Raw genomic sequence first — 21,292 nt, forward strand, 5'->3', positions numbered from 1 at the left:
GGTTTATTTCCCCGCAGCCGCAGAAGCTGTAGTTGAAGCTGCTGCAGCGGATGCCGCTGCCGGTGCAGGTACTGCAACGGGTGTATTTTTAGGAACAGAAGCCACCATCTGCACTTTTTGCCCGTCCTTCAATGTGGATAGCGGATTGCTGACCACCTTATCGCCATTCAGCAGGCCGCTGCGTACCACAAAATCGCCACGACGCGGATCACGCTCACCGATGCTGACGCTGACTTTGCTGAGTACGCCATCCTTGACGCGCCATGCGTAAGCCTTGTCACCATCGCGTACCAGTGCAGAACCGGGGATCATCAGTGTTTCTGTCGATGCTGCTTCTATCATGCCTTCGGCAAACAAGCCGGATACGCGTGGCTGTGTGCCCTCGCCTAATGTGACCAGCACTTCGACCTGCCGTGTCGTTGCGTTCGCCGCTAAATCGACGCGCTTCACTTTTCCTCTGAATTCCTGATTGCCATAGCCATTGATGCGGAAAGAGACTGCTTGTCCGATCTTGACGCTGGTGACTTTATCCGCTGAGACCAACCCTTCAAAACGCATGCTGGTCGGATCAATGACTTTAACCAGTTCCTTACCGATTTGTGCTGTATCACCAGCCGACACTTTACGTTCGCTGACCACGCCGTCAAACGGTGCGCGGACCTCCGTGCGTTGTAATTGCTGACGTGCCTGCACTGTGCGCGCCTTTGCGGCAACCAGATCGCTTTGCGTGTTGTTGCGACGGATTTCAGCATCTTCTAATTGTTGAGTGGATGCCATACCGGAAGCACGCAGGGTTTTCAGACGCTGCAACTGGCGCTCGGCCTGATCAAACGTCTGCACCGCAGCGCGCTCGGCTTCCTGCGCAGAATGCAGACTGTCTTTGATCGACGTGTCGTCCAGCCGCACCAGCGTATCGCCGCGCTTCACGGTTTCGCCGTTTTCTTTCAGCACCTGCAATACAACCGAGGAAATTTCTGAACGCAGATCGGCTTTTCGTTCTGGCTGGATAGAGCCGGTAATCACGGGGCCAGAAGAGAGTGCATTACTTTGTACGATGGATAAATCCTCATTGGTCACCATCAGAGGTTTATCGGCAGTCGCAGAGGCGCTGGCCTTCGTCTGGTCATCACTTTTTTTGAACTTGCTACAGCCAGTGAAGGCAAGTGCAATACTTAATACAATCAGACTAGGTCGCAACATAAGGAATCTCCGGAATACTCTAATTTTTAGAAGGCAGCTTGGACTGAAAATAAAGAAAAAAGGTTCAACGAACGAACCTGTCATGCTGAACATCGCAACACATGACGCTGACCAGACCTGAAAATAGTAAACGTGAGGTAAAACCGAGGTCAAAGACAGGGACCAGATTCAACCAACATCAGTCAGCATCAACACAATGGCACGGGAAAAATCCCGGAAACACTCAATATTGCCAGTCAGTTTTTCAGCATCCCGCGAATTACACTTGCACTCAATTAAATGCGTCGTGAGGGAATGAAGCTGGCAGTATCCATGAGTCGCAAAGCTCTTGTCAATCGGGCATTGCGTGTATTAAATAAGACAGGCACAAGCCTTTGTACGGCTTGCTTTTCCCCTGCAAGTCCGGTAGGCTCCGGCCTCCTTTGCTTTTCCGTATTTGTTGTGCCAGCCTCTGTCAAATCTGCTCAAACTGCATCCCCTGCTGCCCCCGTAACTGCTGCATCAGCCAACTCCGCTGCGACCATACTGATCGCCACCGATGTCTTTGGAATAACCCCCGCGGTACAGAGTCTGGTACGTCAGCTCTCAGTCAACGCCCTCATCATCAGCCCGTTTCAGGATACTGAACGCCAGTTCCGTTCGGAGCAAGACGCATACCAGGCCTTCATTGCCGAAGGCGGCGTCGCCCGCTATACAGAAAAGCTCAATACTATCCTGCAACAGCAAACCGGGCTTACTCATGCGATAGGATTCAGCGCCGGCGCCAGTGCATTATGGATCAGCAGCCAGCACGAATTCGTGCGTTCATTGCAGAACATGGTGCTATTTTACGGCTCACGAATACGCGATTATCGAGAGGTACTTCCTGTTTGCCCTGTACGCCTGATTTTTGCGGAAAAGGAAGCAGCTTTTGATCCCGCGAAACTGGTCAACGATCTGCGCCAACGCGGTCATCCGGCAGAACTTGCCAAAGGAACCCGGCATGGTTTCATGAATGCGTATTCCCGCGGTTGCTGCGTTAAATCGCAAACCCGTTATACCGCAGAATTATTCGGCCTGCTGCATCCGGCGTCAGATAAAGCCGCTGCATGAAATGAATGGCATATTCAAATCTGCGCTGGACATCATGAATGCCGGTTTGTGCCGTATTAATTTGCTGCGGGTATCAGAACAGCCCCGGATTTGAGTAAATGTCTGGCGTCCCTTATACTTCCTCCCGCGTGACACAATCACCGCCCTGCGCTTTTGATTGCACCAACCAGCAATCAGAAGCTTTTTTTTATCCAGTATTTGTTGTACCCGTTTTGTCCTTTTTCATTCACTTTTTGCGGCCAGACACTGTTGCCTTATCAGGTTCACAGTATTACGCCGCGCGGAGCCATAAGCATGACCGCTTTTGTTTTTAACGAAATCAACTTCGACAACCACGAACAGGTTGTTTTTGCCTCAGAAGAAAAATCCGGCCTGAAAGCCATTATCGCTGTTCACAATACGCATCTCGGCCCGGCAATGGGCGGCTGCCGTATGTGGAACTATGCCAGCGAAGCAGAAGCGGTACGCGACGTACTGCGCCTGTCACGCGGCATGACTTATAAAAACGCGGTTGCCGGCCTGCCTATCGGCGGCGGTAAAAGCGTCATCATCGGTAATCCGAAAACAGATAAAACACCGGCTTTGTTTGAAGCCCTGGGCGAAGCGCTTGAGCGTCTCGGCGGTCGCTATGTCACGGCAGAAGACGTCGGCACCAGCCCGGCAGATATGGCCAATGTCGCCAGCAAAACAAAATACGTCGCGGGTCTCGGTGACCGTGGCGATCCATCGCCATTTACCGCACTCGGCTGCTTCGTCGGCGCACAAGCAGCAATCAAACATCAACTCAAACGCGATAGCTTTGACGGTCTGACCGTTGCGCTGCAAGGCCTGGGGCATGTCGGTTACGACTATGCCCGCCGTCTGCATGCAGCAGGTGCAAAATTAGTCGTGGCCGATATCGATCAGGCTGCATTGCAACGCGCGCAAGACGAGCTGGGTGCAGAAGTTGTCGGCATTGATGCGATCTACGATGTGCAGGCCGACATTTATGCGCCTTGCGCTCTCGGTGCGACACTGAATCCGGATACGCTTTCCCGCCTGAAAGCAAAGATCGTTGCGGGTGCGGCCAACAATCAGTTAGCCACCGCCGATATCGGTGAAGCCTGTCGCCAGAAAGGTATTTTGTACGCACCGGATTTCGTCATTAATGCCGGCGGCATTATCAAAGTCTGCTACGAATACCTGAATACACCTGAAGACGGCATGGAAGCGCATGTACGCCGTATCGGCGACACCCTGGCAGAAGTATTCACCCGCGCCGATGCAGAAGGTTTGCCAACCAGCGTGGTAGCTGATCGCATCGCGGAAGCGAAGTTTAAAAACTAAGCATGCTGACGGTATACTGATTCACTGATACCGTCATCGCAAAGCCACCTAGACAACATGTCAGGTGGCTTTTTTTAATCCGGGCTTAATAACGGCATCGGCTTAACAGCTGCGTTGTCAACGAGTGGATCAAAAAAAGCGTACGTCCAAACTCACATCACGTAAAGGTGAAAGTTCACTTTTCCGCTGACTTAGGCAGCAATCCCTCCAATTGCGCAGGTAAAGATCCGGCAGAATCATAGTTCGACAGCACGATCATCGTATATCCACTGTCGAGGTACATTGCAACATCGCCGGACACACCGCGCAGACTACCGGAATGTCCCGCCACTTTTCCTAATGCGCTATTCCATACCTGAAAGCCTAAACCGTATGGTCTGCCGCCCGCGTTTTGTCCTTGGCTGTTATCAGTCAAATGTAATTGCAGCGTCGCTTTTTTAATTAACTTCCCGCTCTGCAATGCGGTCGTGAAGCGCCATAAATCATGGACGGTCGAGTAGCCTGCGCCGAATGGCAGTCCCCGCAAAGGAATATAAAAATTATTTTCTTTTGAAAAATCCGGTGCTTCCGGCGTAGAAAAATAGCCAGTCGCCATGTTATCGACAGGCTCGTCCCTGAAATAACTGTCAGAGTTCAGCATTCCTGCAGGTTGGTAAATATGTTCCCGGATATAGCTGAAAAAATTTTCTCCCGATGCCTTCTGGATCACCAGACCTAATAAAAAATACCCTGTATTGCTATAGGAAAACCGGCTGCCCGGTTCAGCTTTCAGCGTGTCGCCTTGCAATAATGGTGTGTAATCCTCCAGCTCCCGCAAAAAAAGCAGTCTGATGTAGGGCGACTGAATGATCTGCTGCGACAGCATGTCACCAAAGCCAGCGCGATGTGACAACAACTGCCGTATCGTGACCTTATCCAGTACATTTTTGGGATACCAGCCCGTATCCACGTATTGACTCAACTTATCGTCGTAACTGAGTTTTCCCGCGTCCGCCAATTGCGCAATCGCCACAGCAGTCAACATCTTTCCTATCGACGCGATATTAAATTTTGTGTCTATCGTATTCGCATAGTGGTAGCGCTTATTTGCCTGCCCGCACACACCATCGGTAATGAGGCGCTCTCCTTTCGCGATTAATATCGCACCGGAAAACTGATTCTGCTGACATTTTTCCTGAAGAAGTGCGCGGATATTATTCGCTAATTGCGTTTCGGCCGCACTTAATAACGCCGCCTTGTCCTGCGTCTCTGCGCCTGCCGGCGTTGCTGATACAAGCTGAGCGCTCACTTGCGCAGAAGCAAATGAATATCCGCTGAAAAACAAAACAACTCCGCTAACAATAAACAGCAGTTTTTTTATCCCCATGCGATCACCTTATTTTTCATTGAAAGAACAAGCGGCATTCATTTAACTACGGACTTAAAAAATGAGCAATCTCAGCACACCGGCATTTTCACCATCTGTCATTCCGGTGTGCATTAAAAATACATGCGTTAAAAATGACGAAGCCGCCTGAAAAAGGATACAGGCGGCTTGCGAGGTCTGCTTAGTAACAGGAAGGAGATTACACTCGGTGTTCAGCCTCGTCCGTCGTGAATTCTGCATCGCTGTTAAACACGTTCATATCGGTCTCACCCAATACCCGGCTGGTGATCGTCCCTGCTGTGATCGCACCACTGACATTCAATGCCGTACGCCCCATATCAATTAAGGGTTCCACGGAAATCAACAGCCCCGCTAATGCGACTGGCAAATTCATCGTCGAAAGAACAATCAAGGCAGCAAATGTCGCGCCACCACCAACACCGGCAACGCCGATCGAACCGATCGTCACAATCGCAATTAACTGCGCGATGAAACTGAAGGAAAATGGATCTATGCCCACCGTTGGCGCAATCATGATCGCCAGCATCGCAGGATATATTCCGGCACAGCCGTTCTGACCTATCGTTGCACCAAATGAGGCAGCGAAATTCGCAATGCCTTCCGGTGTACCCAGGCGCTGAGTCTGGGTCTGCACATTCATCGGGATTGCGCCCATGCTGGTGCGCGAAGTAAACGCAAATGCCAATACCGGAAATATCTTTTTAGCGAACTTAACCGGATTCAGACCACTACCGGCAATCAGACATAAATGCACGCCAAACATCAACAACAGCGCGCTGTACGATGCGACGACAAAGTTAATCAACTTCAGAATATCGGCATAACTCGATTCCGCCACAACCATCGCTATTAAAGCAAAAACGCCATACGGTGTCAGACGCAACACCATGGAAACCATGCGCATAACAATGGCGTGAGCAACACTGACGAACTGGGTAAATGAGTCAAACAGTAAGGGTTTGGCTGTGGCGATGCCGGTCGCAGAAAGACCGATGAAAATCGAAAAAATCACCACTGCAATCGTTGATGTTTTACGTGCACCGGTAATATCCAGAAATGGATTCGTCGGAATAAAACTCAAGAGCAAACTTGGCAGGCTGATTGCCTTTGCGTTTGCCAGCGTGCCTTGCAGATACTCGCCACGCGCGACTTCGGCCGCGGCTGAACTCAAGCCAACGGCAGTCAGGCCAAAGAATTTGGCCATCATAATGCCAATGCCCGCTGCTACTGCTGTCGTTGCCAGCAAGGTGCCTATGGTTAAAGCACTGATTTTCCCGAGTTCACTGGCACCATTCAGTTTCAGAATCGCGCCGACGATCGACACCATAATCAGCGGCATCACGATCATCTGCAACAGCTTGACGTAACCAGTACCAACGATGTCGAGATAAGCATTGGTCGTGGTGATAATCGCTGCCGTGCTGGCATCACCGCTATACAACAGATGCATCGCTGCACCCAGCAATACGCCCAGCGCCAGGCCAGTCAGCACACGCACGGTAAACGTTGCCTCCTTGCGCTGTTGCCGGTACATCAATCCGCCTATCGCCACAGCGATGGCCAGATTAATCAAAACAAAAAAAATGGAATAAGTAGCGATCGGACCGATCATGAACTTGCCTCTGTCTAAATGAAATGAAGTGAAAAGCAGTGACGGATAGGCCACTCAGCATGTTGAGATTTTTCGATAAAAAATCAATGATTCCTGTGATTATACTTGGCAACGATAAAGTCACTGCGTGGTGGCGACGTCGCCCCGAGAGCGCACGTATCAAAGCGCATTGCGAAAGCGGTCTGGTACAAATACACTGAGCGTCTTGCTGCACAGCAGCCCTACTGATTAACTCTGACGCCTGAGAAGGAGCCCGATAATGACGATCTTGCTTACCCCACGCCTGCAATTGATTCCGATGGACGACAGTCATTTTGATGGGCTGTTCGCGATGAACAGCGATATCGAAGTGATGCGTTACATCACCGGAAAACCGGATACACCCGGCGACACGCAAGCGATGATCGATCGCGTCAAAGCGCGCTGGAAAGAATACGGATTTTCCTGGTGGTCGTTTTTTGAAAAAGACAGCGGTCAGTTAGTCGGTGCGGGTTGTATTCAGCATCTGGGGCGCGATCCGGCGAATCCGCTGGAGACCGGCTGGCGGCTGCGCCGTGACCGCTGGGGTAACGGCTATGCGTCAGAAGCAGCCAGAGCGATGGCTGGCTTTGCTTTCGACACACTGAACGCGCCACTGTTGTGTGCCGTCTGTCATCCGGATAATCATGTGTCCGCCCACGTGATGAAAAAACTGGGTATGCAGTTTAAAGCAACCGAATCATGGTACGACATGCAAGTCGCCGTCTACGATATGCCGCGTGCAGTCTGGCAAGCGAACAGCGCCGCGCAGCATCAGTCAAATTAAGTCTGCCAACACTGGCTCACAAGCATCAACAAGGTCAAAAGATTCCCCTGAAGCGACATCACCTACGATGTCGTTTTTTTTCATTCGTCTGCCATCAGCAACGCTCGTTCATTTTTACAACATCGTTATGCACTGAGTCCATTTGAGCTTCTTGCGCAGCCAGCCCGCCAACCTCTCGCTAAGCAGATGAATCCTCGTCATATCGTTTTGCGCTGCCTTTGCACTGCGTTTGTATTGATGCCTTGCGCAGACAATGTTGCGTAAGTTCCGCCTTATTTGAATTTTTTCATTTCATTCAAACAACTTCTCTCTTAGAATTGCTTTTATGATTAGATTGTCCGCACATCAACAAGCAGTTGAAGTTCATGTTGAATAGCGTCTTCCTTTTCAATAATTCATCGGTATCGCGCGCCACATCGTTGGCTCGCCGCTTTCGTCGCAGTACAAATCAAGGAGAAAAAATGAGTATGGTGTTTTGCCGCGGCTGCGGTAAGGAAATTCATGAAACCGCTGTGACCTGCCCCAATTGTGGCGCACCACAGGGAACGCCAAAAGAAGCGAGCAATTCCGACAAGCGGATTTTGCCTGCTGCATTGCTGTGCTTTTTCTTAGGCGTCTTTGGCATACACCGCTTTTATGTAGGAAAAATCGGCACCGGTATTTTGCAGCTGCTGACGTTTGGCGGTCTGGGTATCTGGGCACTGATCGATTTCATCATGATCGTGGTCGGCAGCTTCACCGATAAAGACGGTAATACGATCAACCTCTGGACCTGAGATCACAGCAACGAGCAAACCCGACAAGCCTGCGACGTATGCACGATGCGGTGTTGGCCAGTGATCTGTCAATGTGCTGAAAAAATTATCTGAAAAGGAAAACTATGAGCATGGTATTTTGCCGCGGCTGCGGTAAGGAAATTCACGAAACTGCTGCAACCTGCCCGCATTGTGGTGCGCAGCAAACGGTGCCGGCACCAGCGGCGAACGTTGCTGGCGATGAAGTTCAGGCGTTCGACTGGTATGTCGCGGTACTCAGAAATTATGCCGGCTTCAGTGGCCGTGCACGTCGCAAAGAGTACTGGTTCTTTTTCCTGTTTAACATCCTGATCAGTATGGGTTTAGGTCTGGTCGACGGTATCACGGGCAGTTCAAATATTTCATCAGGTATGGGGTTTCTCGGTGGTCTTTATGCACTAGGTACATTCATCCCCGCCATTGCGGTTACCATGCGCCGTCTGCATGATACCAACCGCAGTGGCTGGTGGATGCTGATCGCACTCATTCCTGTCATCGGTATCATCGTGCTGCTGGTGTTCCTCGCGAGCGAAGGGCAAAAGACAGAAAACCGTTACGGTGCTCCGGTCAAATAAGCCGACCGGCATCGTCAGAACAAATCATCAGGTGCTGACCTGATCGTGTCTCTGCAAAAAAAAAGCGACATCACCACCGATGTCGCTTTTTCTTTTTTCCGGTGTTTTTTGTAGCCCGGAAATTTTACGAACCAGACGCTGGCAAGCGTTGTTTCAATTCAAATCCCTCACAAGGCTGGCCTGACGCTTCGACAATTTCCATCAAAGGCTGACGTTGACTTTTAATACCGAACATGCGGCATCCATACATGAAATTCACATCATGCGTAATGTAGTAATGCACGCATAAACGGCAGTTTTGCTGTATCGGTTTATTCGTTTCAGACATCATGTGCAAGATGATAACAAGACTAAGACGAACGCGTCATCGCGGTCACGCCTGCCTGCAGAGGCTCTGCGAGTTTCAATAATACTCCCCCCAGTATCTTAAATCACCCTTTGTTTATGCCGACAATAGCGGCGTTTTTATAAAATAAGGGGGGAGTATGCTGTTTTCCCTGAAAAAATCTCGCACGCTAGCGCGATAGCGCCGATGCCGGAGTCGGTGACGTCGTTGCCGGCGTGGTTGCAGGTGTTGTCGCTTTTCGGATTGCTGGCTGCAAGGTCAGCCAGCGCTGATACACCAGCAAGGCGACATGTGCATCATTCGCCGCGTAGGCAATCTGCTTGTCCGTCAACGGCTGCTGCGCCCAGTTGGATGTCGAGGTCTTTTTTGATTTCGATAACTGCATGCCAAAAAATTTTGCCACCGCCGCTTTGGCGCCCATGTCCTGATGCCGGTTTTCGCGCAGCGCTTTGGCCAGGTCGAGCACGTTCGTCGTTGTGATATCGAGTTTGCTTTTCAAATGCCGCAAATCGTCACTCAAGCCGAAACCGACTTTCAGAATATGCTGCGCTTCCAGTACCGCTTTGACGACATCGATATTCACGGCCTGCACGACAGGAAAAAGAAAGGCCTTGGTTTCGGTCGCCAGTTGTATCAGATGCGGCCCCTGATGGCGCTGGCCTTTTTGAAAGACGGGTTTGGTTTCAGTATCAAAACCGAGCACGCTCGCCTGCGACAGATGCCGATACGCAAACGCAGCTGAGGCGGCATCTGCAACGATATGGATATTGGCTTCAGCGATCCCCGGGTAAAGCGGCAGGGTTGTTTCCTGTTCTGACATCATGGAATAAGTGTGGTGAATGACGGAATGACTGCCAGTCTATCAGTACCCGCAGCATGCACGACGTACAGCGCTAATTATTGACATCCTGCCGGCGGCGTGCGGGGTGACTGGCACGCGCCGCGAGTGAAATCATCAGAGACTGCCCATCAGGCAAAGTCACCGCCATTTTTTCGCTGCCATTATGCTGAAAATGATAAATCGTCAGGTCGCCCACCGCCAGCGATTTCTGAATCTCGGCATCGACCAATATATCGGCCAGGGCATTAACGGCGCCGACGTGCCACACCAGTTGATTGGTCGCCGCTTTGCTCATGACTCACTCCTCAACACGCCGCGCCTGATTTTTCAGTACGAACGCTTCAAAAGCGGACGCATCCACTGGCTTAGAAAAATAATATCCCTGCACCTGAGTACAGCGCATCTCTTTGAGCAAGCTTGCCTGTTCATTTTTTTCTACACCTTCCGCCACGACATTCAGACCCAGACTCAATCCCATGGCAATGATCGCGCCGGCAATCGCGGCATCATCCGGATTCACATGAATATCATTGATAAATGATTTATCTATCTTCAGCTCATCAATCGGGAAACGCCGCAGATAAGACAAACTGGAATAGCCTGTGCCGAAATCATCGAGTGAAATCGATAAGCCCAGATTTTTCAGTGAACGCAAGGTCATCAGGGTGCTGCTGACATCCTGCATCACCATGCTCTCGGTTAATTCCAGTGTGACTGCGTGAGGATCAACGCCACTTCGTTGAATAATATTGGCAACGCGCTCGGCAAGATCATCCTGGCGGAACTGGCGTGAAGACATATTCACCGCAATCTTGAACACGCCCATCCCGTTATTTACCCAGGCTACCTGCTGGCGGCAGGCTTCATTCAAGACCCATTCGCCGAGCGGCAAAATCAGTCCGGTTTCTTCGGCCAGCGGGATAAATTCTATAGGATGAATCAGACCTATCTGCGGGTGATACCAGCGCACCAAGGCCTCTGCGCCAACAACCAGCCCGCTTTTCAGATCAATTTTTGGCTGGTAATGCAAAGCAAATTCAGCGCGCTCCAGACCGCGTCGCATCGCGCTTTCCATATTCAGGCGACTGATCGCGGTGACGCCCATTTCGGGAATAAACTGACGCACGCTGTTGCGCCCGTGTTCTTTGACGCGGTACATCGCAATATCCGCATAACGCAGTAGAATTTCGCCGTGATCGCCATCGCGTGGATACACCGATACGCCGATACTGGCAGTGACAAAAATTTCGCTGCCATTGATGTGCATGGGCCGGGATAAGGACTGCATGATTTTCTCTGAAATCACATCCACGTCACCGCTCTCGGGCAAATCCGTCAACACAATCACAAATTCATCGCCACCCAGACGGGCAACCGTATCGGTATCACGCACACACATGTTCAGCCGTTGTGCGACTTGCTTCAGCATTTCATCACCGGCACCATGACCGGATGCATCATTAATCAGTTTGAAATGATCAAGATCCAGCAGCAGCAAACCCACATGCAGATTCTGGCGTTTGGCCCAGGCAATCGCCTGAGAAATGCGGTCATTCAAAAGATTGCGGTTCGCCAGCCCGGTCAGGCTGTCATGCGTGGCCTGATATTCGAGTTCTTTCTGATAATTAACACGTTCGCTGACGTCATTAATCACGCTGACAAAGTGGGTTGTCACCGCACCGGCAGCATCTTTGACGGGAGAAATATGTAATTCATTCCAGAATTGCGAGCCGTCTTTACGATAATTCCGCAATAAAGCACGGCCTTCACGTCGCTCACGCAAAGCAGTGCGAATTTCTTCCAGATCCGGCTGCGCCAGATCATCGCGCACCAGAAAACGGCCCTCGCGTCCTATTACCTCATCGGCGCGGTAACCGGTAATCCGTTCAAATGCAGGATTCACATAGACGATGGAGTGGTCGGTTTCATCACTGCGAGTGATCATGATGCCATTGCTGCTCGATACCAGCGCCTGCTCCCGCAACAACAAGGCCTGTTCCACTTCCTGTAACTGAAACTGCTTATCCGAAATATCCTGACGCACGGCCACCAGATGTGTGACCTGTCCGGCTTCATTGCACAAAGGACTGACGACCTGGCGCTCCCAGTACAGATGGCCGTTAAGATGTCGGCTCTGTACATCGCCATGCCAGTGTTCACCACTCTTCAACGCCAGAAACGCGTTTCTATGCGCGGCATCACTGGCAGCGCCGTTATTCCACAGCGCATGGGTTTTCTTGACTTCGTTCAGGCTGAAACCTGAGATACGGGTATAGGCGGCATTGCAGTACTCAAGCTCACCGGCAGCATTTGTGATCAGTATCGCGTACGGGCTTTGGTGCACTGACAGCGCCAGCAACTCCAGATTATTTTGCAGATCATGATGATCTTGTGTGGTCAGCAGCGCGCGGACTGCACTGACCAGCTCTTCCGCAAAACGCGTCAATACTTTTCTTGGCTCTGCTGCTTCATTGAGTTCAAATGATGCTCTGACAGATAATGTCAGATGCATCTGCGACGCGACATTGAAATCCAGCGTCAGCGCATGGGTGCCATAGTGCTCATCATCTGAGGAGTTAAACAAAAAATCTGGTGCCCGTGCAGAAGTCGCTTCAAAACGGGATTTCTCGCCGTTGTTTTCAAAAAAAATTTCAGTATGTGAATAGCCTGCCCGCAACACCAGTATCTTGCAAAATCCTTCCAGCAATCCGGGTAAATCATCCGGATACCAAAGACAATCCGTCAGCTCTCCCAGCAGCAGATACCAGTTTTCCAATCTTTGCGACTCTTCGTCCAAAGAATTTGTGCGGCCTGTTATGTCCATCAGCTACATCGCTCCCCTCAATCGTCGTGAAATCTGCGAGAAGATTTTTATACCTTGTTAAAAACATTAACGCAATATAAACGTTAATGTGAAGAACGAAAAGTGAGCACGACGGCGTTTCACGTTGCGGCAATGTGTCGCCTAGTCTGAGCGGATGACATTACTACCAGCATTTCTAGGTTAAAATCGAAGGTTTAGCAAACATTATTCCTCGCGCCGCCCCGGCTGCGATAAAGGCAGACAGCACGATGCTCACATTTCAACAAATCATCCTGACATTACAAGATTACTGGGACAAACAAGGCTGCGCCTTGTTGCAACCTTACGATATGGAAGTCGGCGCGGGAACTTCGCACACTGGCACCTTCTTACGTGCGATCGGGCCTGAACCCTGGCGTGCAGCGTACGTCCAGCCTTCGCGCCGTCCGAAAGATGGTCGCTATGGTGAAAATCCGAATCGTCTGCAGCACTATTATCAGTATCAGGTGGTATTGAAACCAGCACCGGAAAACATTCTCGATTTGTATCTTGGCTCGCTCAAGGCACTGGGGCTGGATTTACAGCAAAACGACATCCGCTTTGTTGAAGATGACTGGGAAAACCCGACGCTGGGTGCCTGGGGACTGGGCTGGGAAGTCTGGCTCAACGGTATGGAAGTCACGCAATTCACTTACTTCCAGCAAGTCGGCGGCATTGATTGCAAACCTATCCTCGGTGAAATCACTTACGGTATCGAACGTCTGGCAATGTATCTGCAAGGCGTGGAAAATGTCTACGATCTGGTCTGGACCGAGCGTGAAGAAAACGGCAAAACGGTGCGCCTGTCCTACGGCGATGTCTTCCATCAGAATGAAGTTGAACAATCGACCTTCAACTTTGAATATTCAAATACCGATTTCCTGTTCTCGTTGTTCACCAACTACGAAGCAGAAGCCAAGCGTCTGCTCGAAGTAACAGAAAAATCGCTGGCGTTGCCTGCTTACGAAATGATCTTGAAAGCCGCACACACATTCAATCTGCTCGATGCGCGCGGGGCGATTTCGGTGACAGAGCGTGCCGCCTATATTGGTCGTATCCGTAATCTGTCACGCGCTGTTGCCGCTGCCTATTACGCATCGCGTGAAGCACTCGGTTTCCCTATGTGCGCCGCCGACGATAAGCATAAACCTGTTGTCGCCTGAAACCTGAACGCGCAGACGCCTTACACAATTTCGGATGCCGGTTACTGACCGGTATGCAGGAAAGATAAACATGAACCAAACACTGTTAGTTGAATTATTTACAGAAGAACTGCCACCCAAAGCGCTGGCGAAACTCGGCGAAGCGTTTGCCGCTGGCATCGTCAATGGCTTGAAATCACGTGATTTCTTAGAAGCGGATTCCGTCGCCACCAGCTATGCTTCACCGCGCCGTCTGGCCGTCAGTATCACGCGTGTGCGCGCCACATCGCCGGATAAACAAATCCGCGAAAAAGTGCTGCCGGTTTCTGTCGCCATGGATGCCGCAGGTCAGCCAACCGCACCACTGGCGAAGAAACTCGCTGCGATGGGTTTTGCTGATTTACAGATCAGTGATCTGGAGCGCGCGGCCGACGGTAAAGCAGAGAGTTTTTTCTACACCTACACTGCAGCCGGTTCCGCGCTGGCACCAGCATTGCAAATTGCCATAGAAGAATCGGTCAGCAAATTGCCGATTCCTAAAGTGATGAGTTATCAGCGTCCCGATGGCGATACTGTGCATTTTGTACGTCCGGTACATAAAATCATCGCTCTGCACGGTGCGGACGTCATCCCTTTATCCTTGCTTGGTCTGAGCAGTGACCGCATCACCAAAGGCCATCGTTTCCTGTCCGCTGGCGAAGTCAGTATCAGCCACGCCGACGATTACGCCGCTGCGCTGAAAGCCGAAGGTAAAGTGATTGCCAGCGTCAGCGAACGTAAAGAACAAATCCGCACCGCGCTGTTGGCAAAGGCAGGCGACGATCTGGTGCTGATGCCAGAATCGCTGCTGGATGAAGTGACGGCGCTGGTCGAATGGCCGGTCGTTTATGAGTGCCATTTCGAAGAGGAATTTCTGGCAGTTCCACAGGAATGTCTGATCCTGACAATGCAAACCAATCAGAAATATTTTGCGCTGACCGATGCCAACGGCAAACTGCGCTCACGCTTTCTGATCGTCTCGAATCTGGAAACGGCAACACCGGAACACATCATTCAGGGTAACGAGCGCGTGGTACGTCCGCGCTTGTCGGATGCTAAATTTTTCTTTGAGCAAGACAAGAAAAAAACGCTGGCATCGCGTCTGCCTCTGCTGGCGAATGTGGTGTATCACAACAAGCTGGGTTCACAAGCCGAACGCACAGAACGGGTCAAAACACTGGCTGGAAAAATCGCCGCAACGCTGCATAGCGATGTTGCACTGGCAGAACGTGCCGCCTTGCTGGCAAAAACCGATTTGCTGACCGACATGGTCGGTGAATTCCCTGAACTGCAAGGCATCATGGGCACCTATTACGCCCTGCACGATGGCGAACATGCCGACGTTGCCGCCGCAGCCTCTGAACACTATCAGCCGCGTTTTTCAGGTGATGCATTGCCAGCGAGCGCAACCGGCACCGCCGTCGCGCTGGCCGACAAACTGGAAACCTTGGTCGGTATCTGGGGCATCGGTCTGCAACCAACCGGCGACCGTGATCCATTTGCGCTGCGTCGTCACGCCTTAGGTATTTTGCGCATGCTGGTTGAGAAACGTTTGCCCTTGTCTTTATCTGCCTTACTGGCGGACGCCGTCGCTTTATTTGCTGGCAATAGCCAGTTCAAAGATCCGAGCGCCGATGTATTGAATTTCCTGTTCGACCGTTTGCGCGGCCAATTACGTGAACGTGGCTTTGCGCAAAATGAAGTTGAAGCCGTCGTCGCGCAAAATCCGGATACGCTGGACAACATCGTCGAACGTTTGCAGGCAGTTCAGGCATTCGCAGCTTTGCCGGAATCAGTCTCGCTGGCCGCTGCGAATAAACGCATCACCAATATTCTGAAAAAAGCAGAAGGCACACCCGGCGCAGTGAATGCGGCATTATTACAAGAAGCGGCCGAACAGGCGCTGGCGAAAGCAATGGCTGATGTGAAACCACAAGTTGATGCTGCCTTTGCCAAAGGCGATTTTACTGCTGCGCTGAAAACGCTGGCTGCCTTGCGTGCTGAAGTCGACAGCTTCTTTAACGATGTAATGGTGAATGCAGAAGACCCTGCTTTGCGGGCTAATCGTTTAGCACTGCTATCCAGTCTGCACGGCATGCTGAATCAGGTTGCTGATATTTCTAAACTCGCTGCTTAAGAATGACGTCTAAGGATTTGCCGATGAAACTCATTATTCTCGACCGCGATGGCGTCATCAATCATGATTCCGATGCCTTCATCAAGTCGCCGGATGAATGGGTGCCTATCCCCGGTTCGCTGCAAGCGATCGCCCGCCTGAATCAGGCGGGTTATCGCGTGGTGGTGGCAACCAATCAGTCTGGCATAGGGCGTAAGTTGTTTGATATGGCCACGCTCAATGCAATTCACCAGAAGATGCATGCGGCAGCACAACAAGTCGGGGCGACGATTGACGCCGTCTTTTTTTGCCCGCACATGGCCGATGAAAATTGCGATTGCCGCAAACCTAAACCAGGAATGTTGCAGGAAATCTCACGCCGCTATGAAGTCAATCTGAAAGGCGTGCATACCATCGGTGACTCTTTACGCGACCTGCAATCAGGCTTTGTGGTCGGCTGCATTCCCCATCTGGTGCTGACGGGTAAAGGCCAGAAAACGCAGGAAAAAGGCGGACTGCCACCGGGCACACAAATTCATCCCGACCTGGCAACCATGGTCGATCATTTGCTTGCTTCAAATCAGGCTGACATCAAAACTGACATTAATATTGCGATCTGACTCCGCTGTCAGTCGTAATGAACGGAAATCTCATGTATCGCGCTATTCTTTTTATCCGCTCTTTTATTTTCATGTTGCTGATGATTGCTATCACGGTGATCTGGTCACCAATCAGCATGTTGTTCGCATTTCTGCCATATAACCAGCGTTACTACATTACGGCGCGCTGGAATGTCTTTGTGGTGTGGGCCGCCAGAGTCGTTTGCGGTATTCGCTACGAATTCAAAGGTTATGAAAATTTCCCGGATGCGCCAGCGATTATTTTGTCTAAACATCAGTCGGCATGGGAAACTATTTTTCTGCTGATGGCAACACCGAGACCATTGGTCTTTGTCTTCAAAAAAGAGATTACGTATATCCCGTTTTTTGGCTGGGCAATTTCCATGTTGCGCATGATTCCTATCGACAGAAAAAAAGGTAAAGATGCGTTTGCGCAGGTCGTCAGCACGGGCAAGAAGCGTCTGGCAGATGGTCAGTGGATCATTATGTTCCCGGAAGGCACCCGTATTCCAGTCGGTAAAAAAGGCTCATACAAAGGTGGTGGCGCCCGTCTGGCAGTGGAAACCAATACGCCTGTGGTACCGATCGCGTTGAACTCTGGCGAATGCTGGCCGAAAAATTCGTTTATCAAAAAGCCCGGTCTGATCACAGTATCAGTGGGGAAACCGATCTCCCCGGATGGCTGCACAGCAGCCGAACTGATGCAAAAAGTCGAAACCTGGATAGAAGCAGAAATGCGCGTGATTTCGCCTGACGTGTACAAAAACGAACAGAAATAAATACCAGCCTAGCCTGCCGTCAGAATACACCGGCAGGCGCGGCATCACAGGCGACGGTACTCAATGCAGCTCGCCACCGGCCGCCACTTCTGGCGACTTCTGCGGACTTTTTCAACTTGGTATACATTGCGCACTGGCTAATCTCTTTTTTGTTGTTCCGGATAAAAGCGTGCAAAACAAGTTCAGTGTACTCAGTGTGTCTCGGTTGAAATGAAATCCCCGCTCCCATCTTTAGGTAAAGCGATACAACGCGCCTTGCAACTGGATTTATTCAGTGATTTTCTGGTGTCGGAACGTCTGCGTTCGCCGACACCACAACCTGGCAGCCAGGTAGCACAACCACCAGCGACCTTACAACCGCCACCTCAGCTCCCGTCGACAGAGACCGACATAGAGCGGCGAACAGGTGATCTGCGACGCGTACAGTTGCAAGGAACTTGGCTGACATATCAGTTGCAAAGATCGAAGCGACGCAGCATAGGCTTTCTGATTAACGAAGATGGCCTGCGCATCACCGCGCCACGCTGGGTCACACTTGCGGACATTGAAAAAGCCATCCATGAAAAACAAACCTGGATATTGCGCAAACTGGCAGAGCGGCGAGAACTGACAGCACGTCGCGCCCGACCGGTAATGCAATGGTGTGATGGTGCCAGGCTGCCCTACCTGGGCAATGAGATTACCTTACGTATCACACCGGCCTCTGCCAGCGGTACGCATTTCCAGCACGAAGCCAGCGAGCTGATAATCAGCCTGCCCCATGACGCAAACGAGCAGCAATTGAAAGACCGGGTGCAGGCGTGGTTGCAGCAAGAAGCCAGACGCGAATTTAATCAGCGCTTACCCATCTTCGCCGAGAAGTTGAATGTCCGTTATCACAGCATGGCTTTGTCGGCAGCAACGACGCGCTGGGGATCATGCACATCGCAAGGCAAGATAAGGCTGAACTGGCGGCTGATCCATTTTTCACCACAGATTATTGATTATGTGGTCGCACATGAACTCGCGCATTTGCGGGAAATGAACCATAGTCCGCGCTTCTGGGCGACGGTACAATCGGTCTTCCCTGACTTCGAAATTGCCCGCCATCAGTTGCGCCAACACGCCAGCGCTGATCTGCCTGATTTCTGAAAAATGGGGGGTATCCTGAATATTCCCCCTTTTATCCGCATCAACACTAAGACTTTTTGAATAAATTTGATTTACTCCCCCCAGTATATAAAGGAAAACACATGCGCATTCTGCACACCATGTTACGCGTCGGTAACTTACAACGATCCATCGCTTTTTATACCGAAGTTCTTGGTATGAAATTACTCCGCCAGTCGGATAATCCTGAATACAAGTACACGCTGGCGTTTCTCGGCTACGGCTGCAACCCTGAGCATGCGGAACTGGAACTGACTTATAACTACGGTGTTGAGCAGTACGACATGGGTACAGCGTATGGACACATCGCCATCGCGGTTCCGGATGCGTATGCGGCCTGCGAAGCCGTCAAAGCACGCGGCGGCAATGTGACACGTGAAGCTGGCCCGGTGAAAGGTGGCAATACGGTGATTGCGTTTGTACAGGATCCTGACGGCTATAAAATTGAATTCATCCAGCGTATGTCTGAGGTTAGTCTGTAAGGTTTGCTGCAATAAGCCCCTATTGCTGTACTAACCAGATCAAATAAAAAAGCGCAGAGATTCTGCGCTTTTTTTCATGCGAGTCAAAAGACAAGCAGCGGTTCCGCTACCTTTGCTCAGGTTCTTTTTCCTGTTCGTCCGGACGACTCACCATCTGATTAATTGCTTTTGCCAGAAACAGCATACTCAGAATAAACAGCAGTAATAAACCGGTAAAAATGGCCGTCCACATATGCAAAACTCAGACAAAAGAAAGTCTTTCTTTATAGCAACTAAAGACCTGTGAGGTCAATAAAGTTTCCTTGAATCAATTATTCATTGATTAAGTATTTTTCATTATTTAACCTTTAATGCCTGAATGTGATTTGTGAGCAGTAAGACGATAGTTCTGCATCAGGCACTGAACCAATTCGGTAACAGCACATGTCAGCTAATGTACGCCAACAATCAGACGTGTCCGTACCGTCGGAAATACGCAATCAGGCCGCTGGTCGATGTATCCAACTGTGCATCATTCGACTGATCGCCTAAAATCGCCGGCAACAAGCGGTTCGCCAGTTGTTTACCTAATTCAACTCCCCATTGGTCGAATGAATTAATGCGCCAGATTACGCCCTGCACAAAAACTTTATGTTCATACAGTGCCAGTAGCATCCCAAGCTGGAAAGGATCAAGACCGGGCATCAGTATCGTGGTCGAAGGCTGATTACCGGCAAACACTTTGTGCGGCAGAAGTTTCGCAATCTGCACCTCACTCAGCCCTGCCTGCGTCAACTCTTCACGTGCCTGCGCCTCGGTTTTACCAAATGCCAGTGCCGCGCTTTGTGCCAGACAATTCGCCAGCAATGGTGCCTGATGCCCGGGTAAAGGGAAATCACTGGAAGCGGCCACCACAAAATCGCAAGGAATCAACCAGCCGCCCTGATGCAATAACTGGAAAAAAGCATGTTGCCCGTTCACGCCAATTTCACCCCAGACGATGGGGTTGGCATGACAAGTTAACGCCTGCCCATCACGATCAACCGCTTTGCCATTCGACTCCATTTCCAATTGCTGTAAAAATGCCGGAAGATGGCGCATAGATTCGTTGTACGGCAGTATCGCTGTGGTTTCCGCACCGAGGAAATTGGTATTCCAGATCGAAATCAGCGCCATCAGGACTGGCAGATTTTGCTCCAGCGGCGTCGTTCTGAAATGGGTATCCATCGCTTCCGCCCCCATCAGCAGGCGCTCAAAGCCATTCATGCCTATCGCCAGCGCCACCGATAATCCCACGGCCGACCACAAAGAATAACGACCGCCGACCCAATCCCAAATTTCAAGGATATTGCTATCGGGGATGCCAAACTCATGCGCTTTGACCGGGCTGGAAGTGACCGCAATAAAGTGCTTGGCAATCGCCCATTCCTCCATCGCGGCTGCCATCAGCCAGGTACGTGCGGTATGCGCATTAATGCTGGTTTCCTGCGTGGTGAACGTTTTGGATGCCACCACAAACAGCGTCGTGCGCGGATCGAGCTCTTCGAGTAAAGGTGCCAGATGCGCACTGTCGAGATTCGACACGTAATAAAATTTCAGATGAGGATGCTGCAAAGCAGACAGCGCGCGGGTTGCCAGCTTGGGGCCCAGATCGGAACCACCGATACCGATGTTCACAATATTCTGTATCGCGTCGCCTTTAAAGCCACGCCATAAACCGCTGCGCACGCGTTCAACAATGTCGCGCATCTGTTTGCGCACTGCACGCACCTGCGGCATCACATCATTGTCGACTGCCGGAAATGCCTTGTAATCCATGTGGCGCAAGGCGGTGTGCAACACAGCGCGGTCTTCGCTGATGTTAATTTTTTCACCGGAAAACATGCGATCTCGCCAGCCTTCAACATCGGCTAAACGCGCCAATGCCATCAGGCTATCGAGCGCAGGCTGATCCAGACGTTGCTTGGAATAATCAACCAACAGGCCTTCCAGCTCTGATGAAAAACGCTGAAATCGCTGGCTATCCTGTGCAAACAGATCGCGTAAATGCGTTTTTTCCAGGCGCTTCTGATGTTCTAACAGGGATAACCATTCCGGTGTCAGCGTAATATTCATATCGTCAAAACCAATGTGAACAGAAAGTGAAAAATTAATCCGCAGTTACGC

20 protein-coding genes are annotated in these 21,292 nt (G+C 50.9%); 11 read left to right on the plus strand and 9 right to left on the minus strand.

Translation table 11 applies throughout. The annotated features are described in order from the left end of the window. Window positions 1-3: 3 nt before the first annotated feature. A complete protein-coding gene (locus Undi14_RS06665; RefSeq protein ID WP_200178829.1) occupies window positions 4-1,200 on the minus strand; it encodes an efflux RND transporter periplasmic adaptor subunit in 1,197 nt (398 codons plus the stop codon). A gap of 441 nt (window positions 1,201-1,641) precedes the next feature. On the opposite strand from Undi14_RS06665, the gene Undi14_RS06670 reads away from it, so the two are divergent. After that, on the plus strand, window positions 1,642-2,292 hold the full coding sequence (locus Undi14_RS06670) for a hypothetical protein (RefSeq protein WP_200178836.1): 651 nt from the start codon (window positions 1,642-1,644) through the stop codon (window positions 2,290-2,292). 294 nt (window positions 2,293-2,586) lie between these two features. Continuing rightward, entirely contained in the window at window positions 2,587-3,618 is a 1,032-nt protein-coding gene (locus tag Undi14_RS06675; protein ID WP_186896966.1) for a Glu/Leu/Phe/Val dehydrogenase, read from the plus strand. Between the two features lie 175 nt (window positions 3,619-3,793). On the opposite strand, the gene Undi14_RS06680 is transcribed toward Undi14_RS06675, so the two are convergent. Both Undi14_RS06680 and Undi14_RS06685 read right to left on the minus strand, forming a co-directional pair. Then, window positions 3,794-4,984, minus strand: coding sequence for a serine hydrolase (locus Undi14_RS06680; RefSeq protein ID WP_200178838.1), 1,191 nt, complete (start codon window positions 4,982-4,984; stop codon window positions 3,794-3,796). A 199-nt stretch (window positions 4,985-5,183) separates the two neighbouring features. After that, complete coding sequence (locus Undi14_RS06685; protein WP_200178840.1) at window positions 5,184-6,617, minus strand: L-cystine transporter; 1,434 nt, start codon at window positions 6,615-6,617, stop codon at window positions 5,184-5,186. A 259-nt stretch (window positions 6,618-6,876) separates the two neighbouring features. Here Undi14_RS06685 and Undi14_RS06690 point away from each other — a divergent pair, with 259 nt between their 5' ends. The 3 genes from Undi14_RS06690 to Undi14_RS06700 all read left to right on the plus strand — a co-directional run bounded on the left by Undi14_RS06690 (window position 6,877) and on the right by Undi14_RS06700 (window position 8,791). After that, on the plus strand, window positions 6,877-7,422 hold the full coding sequence (locus tag Undi14_RS06690) for a GNAT family N-acetyltransferase (RefSeq protein ID WP_200178842.1): 546 nt from the start codon (window positions 6,877-6,879) through the stop codon (window positions 7,420-7,422). Between the two features lie 365 nt (window positions 7,423-7,787). Beyond that, window positions 7,788-8,198, plus strand: coding sequence for a TM2 domain-containing protein (locus tag Undi14_RS06695; protein WP_234030454.1), 411 nt, complete (start codon window positions 7,788-7,790; stop codon window positions 8,196-8,198). A 104-nt stretch (window positions 8,199-8,302) separates the two neighbouring features. After that, complete coding sequence (locus Undi14_RS06700; RefSeq protein WP_234030455.1) at window positions 8,303-8,791, plus strand: DUF805 domain-containing protein; 489 nt, start codon at window positions 8,303-8,305, stop codon at window positions 8,789-8,791. Between the two features lie 124 nt (window positions 8,792-8,915). On the opposite strand, the gene Undi14_RS06705 is transcribed toward Undi14_RS06700, so the two are convergent. The 4 genes from Undi14_RS06705 to Undi14_RS06720 all read right to left on the minus strand — a co-directional run bounded on the left by Undi14_RS06705 (window position 8,916) and on the right by Undi14_RS06720 (window position 12,802). After that, window positions 8,916-9,122, minus strand: a complete 207-nt coding sequence (locus tag Undi14_RS06705; RefSeq protein ID WP_200178844.1) for a hypothetical protein — start codon at window positions 9,120-9,122, stop codon at window positions 8,916-8,918. 184 nt (window positions 9,123-9,306) lie between these two features. Next, window positions 9,307-9,960, minus strand: coding sequence for a 3'-5' exonuclease (locus Undi14_RS06710; RefSeq protein ID WP_200178846.1), 654 nt, complete (start codon window positions 9,958-9,960; stop codon window positions 9,307-9,309). A 70-nt stretch (window positions 9,961-10,030) separates the two neighbouring features. After that, a complete protein-coding gene (locus Undi14_RS06715) occupies window positions 10,031-10,273 on the minus strand; it encodes a hypothetical protein (RefSeq protein ID WP_200178848.1) in 243 nt (80 codons plus the stop codon). A 3-nt stretch (window positions 10,274-10,276) separates the two neighbouring features. Further along, window positions 10,277-12,802, minus strand: a complete 2,526-nt coding sequence (locus Undi14_RS06720) for an EAL domain-containing protein (protein WP_200178852.1) — start codon at window positions 12,800-12,802, stop codon at window positions 10,277-10,279. Between the two features lie 248 nt (window positions 12,803-13,050). Here Undi14_RS06720 and glyQ point away from each other — a divergent pair, with 248 nt between their 5' ends. The 6 genes from glyQ to gloA all read left to right on the plus strand — a co-directional run bounded on the left by glyQ (window position 13,051) and on the right by gloA (window position 19,147). Beyond that, window positions 13,051-13,983, plus strand: coding sequence for a glycine--tRNA ligase subunit alpha (glyQ, locus tag Undi14_RS06725; RefSeq protein WP_186882943.1), 933 nt, complete (start codon window positions 13,051-13,053; stop codon window positions 13,981-13,983). 70 nt (window positions 13,984-14,053) lie between these two features. Then, window positions 14,054-16,138: a glycine--tRNA ligase subunit beta gene (gene glyS / locus Undi14_RS06730; protein WP_200178853.1), complete on the plus strand. Its 2,085-nt coding sequence runs from the start codon at window positions 14,054-14,056 to the stop codon at window positions 16,136-16,138. A 23-nt stretch (window positions 16,139-16,161) separates the two neighbouring features. Beyond that, window positions 16,162-16,737, plus strand: coding sequence for a D-glycero-beta-D-manno-heptose 1,7-bisphosphate 7-phosphatase (gene gmhB / locus Undi14_RS06735; protein WP_200178855.1), 576 nt, complete (start codon window positions 16,162-16,164; stop codon window positions 16,735-16,737). 32 nt (window positions 16,738-16,769) lie between these two features. Next, on the plus strand, window positions 16,770-17,516 hold the full coding sequence (locus tag Undi14_RS06740; RefSeq protein ID WP_200178858.1) for a 1-acyl-sn-glycerol-3-phosphate acyltransferase: 747 nt from the start codon (window positions 16,770-16,772) through the stop codon (window positions 17,514-17,516). A 210-nt stretch (window positions 17,517-17,726) separates the two neighbouring features. Further along, entirely contained in the window at window positions 17,727-18,647 is a 921-nt protein-coding gene (locus Undi14_RS06745) for a M48 family metallopeptidase (RefSeq protein ID WP_200178860.1), read from the plus strand. A 101-nt stretch (window positions 18,648-18,748) separates the two neighbouring features. Next, window positions 18,749-19,147 (plus strand): lactoylglutathione lyase, encoded by a 399-nt coding sequence (gene gloA / locus Undi14_RS06750; RefSeq protein WP_186882938.1) that lies wholly within the window; start codon window positions 18,749-18,751, stop codon window positions 19,145-19,147. Window positions 19,148-19,253: 106 nt separating this feature from the next. Here the strand turns inward: gloA and Undi14_RS18390 are convergent, their stop codons facing one another. Together Undi14_RS18390 and pgi are read right to left on the minus strand one after the other, a co-directional pair. Next, window positions 19,254-19,379 (minus strand): hypothetical protein, encoded by a 126-nt coding sequence (locus tag Undi14_RS18390; protein WP_255422771.1) that lies wholly within the window; start codon window positions 19,377-19,379, stop codon window positions 19,254-19,256. 215 nt (window positions 19,380-19,594) lie between these two features. Beyond that, complete coding sequence (pgi, locus tag Undi14_RS06755) at window positions 19,595-21,241, minus strand: glucose-6-phosphate isomerase (protein WP_186882937.1); 1,647 nt, start codon at window positions 21,239-21,241, stop codon at window positions 19,595-19,597. Between the last annotated feature and the right edge of the window lie 51 nt (window positions 21,242-21,292).

Source organism: Undibacterium sp. 14-3-2 (assembly GCF_016595265.1).
Taxonomy (GTDB): domain Bacteria; phylum Pseudomonadota; class Gammaproteobacteria; order Burkholderiales; family Burkholderiaceae_D; genus Undibacterium; species Undibacterium aquatile.

What these genes read in the sequence shown, in the direction of transcription:
- Undi14_RS06700 (WP_234030455.1), top strand. Translation starts at nt 8,303, where the DNA reads ATGAGCATGGTATTTTGCCGCGGCTGCGGTAAGGAAATTCACGAAACT.
- Undi14_RS06690 (WP_200178842.1), top strand. Translation starts at nt 6,877, where the DNA reads ATGACGATCTTGCTTACCCCACGCCTGCAATTGATTCCGATGGACGAC.
- Undi14_RS06665 (WP_200178829.1), bottom strand. Translation starts at nt 1,200, where the DNA reads ATGTTGCGACCTAGTCTGATTGTATTAAGTATTGCACTTGCCTTCACT.
- Undi14_RS06720 (WP_200178852.1), bottom strand. Translation starts at nt 12,802, where the DNA reads ATGGACATAACAGGCCGCACAAATTCTTTGGACGAAGAGTCGCAAAGA.
- pgi (WP_186882937.1), bottom strand. Translation starts at nt 21,241, where the DNA reads ATGAATATTACGCTGACACCGGAATGGTTATCCCTGTTAGAACATCAG.
- Undi14_RS06705 (WP_200178844.1), bottom strand. Translation starts at nt 9,122, where the DNA reads ATGATGTCTGAAACGAATAAACCGATACAGCAAAACTGCCGTTTATGC.
- Undi14_RS06740 (WP_200178858.1), top strand. Translation starts at nt 16,770, where the DNA reads ATGTATCGCGCTATTCTTTTTATCCGCTCTTTTATTTTCATGTTGCTG.
- Undi14_RS06695 (WP_234030454.1), top strand. Translation starts at nt 7,788, where the DNA reads ATGTTGAATAGCGTCTTCCTTTTCAATAATTCATCGGTATCGCGCGCC.
- Undi14_RS06710 (WP_200178846.1), bottom strand. Translation starts at nt 9,960, where the DNA reads ATGATGTCAGAACAGGAAACAACCCTGCCGCTTTACCCGGGGATCGCT.
- glyS (WP_200178853.1), top strand. Translation starts at nt 14,054, where the DNA reads ATGAACCAAACACTGTTAGTTGAATTATTTACAGAAGAACTGCCACCC.
- Undi14_RS18390 (WP_255422771.1), bottom strand. Translation starts at nt 19,379, where the DNA reads ATGTGGACGGCCATTTTTACCGGTTTATTACTGCTGTTTATTCTGAGT.
- gmhB (WP_200178855.1), top strand. Translation starts at nt 16,162, where the DNA reads ATGAAACTCATTATTCTCGACCGCGATGGCGTCATCAATCATGATTCC.
- Undi14_RS06680 (WP_200178838.1), bottom strand. Translation starts at nt 4,984, where the DNA reads ATGGGGATAAAAAAACTGCTGTTTATTGTTAGCGGAGTTGTTTTGTTT.
- Undi14_RS06685 (WP_200178840.1), bottom strand. Translation starts at nt 6,617, where the DNA reads ATGATCGGTCCGATCGCTACTTATTCCATTTTTTTTGTTTTGATTAAT.
- glyQ (WP_186882943.1), top strand. Translation starts at nt 13,051, where the DNA reads ATGCTCACATTTCAACAAATCATCCTGACATTACAAGATTACTGGGAC.
- Undi14_RS06745 (WP_200178860.1), top strand. Translation starts at nt 17,727, where the DNA reads ATGAAATCCCCGCTCCCATCTTTAGGTAAAGCGATACAACGCGCCTTG.
- Undi14_RS06675 (WP_186896966.1), top strand. Translation starts at nt 2,587, where the DNA reads ATGACCGCTTTTGTTTTTAACGAAATCAACTTCGACAACCACGAACAG.
- gloA (WP_186882938.1), top strand. Translation starts at nt 18,749, where the DNA reads ATGCGCATTCTGCACACCATGTTACGCGTCGGTAACTTACAACGATCC.
- Undi14_RS06715 (WP_200178848.1), bottom strand. Translation starts at nt 10,273, where the DNA reads ATGAGCAAAGCGGCGACCAATCAACTGGTGTGGCACGTCGGCGCCGTT.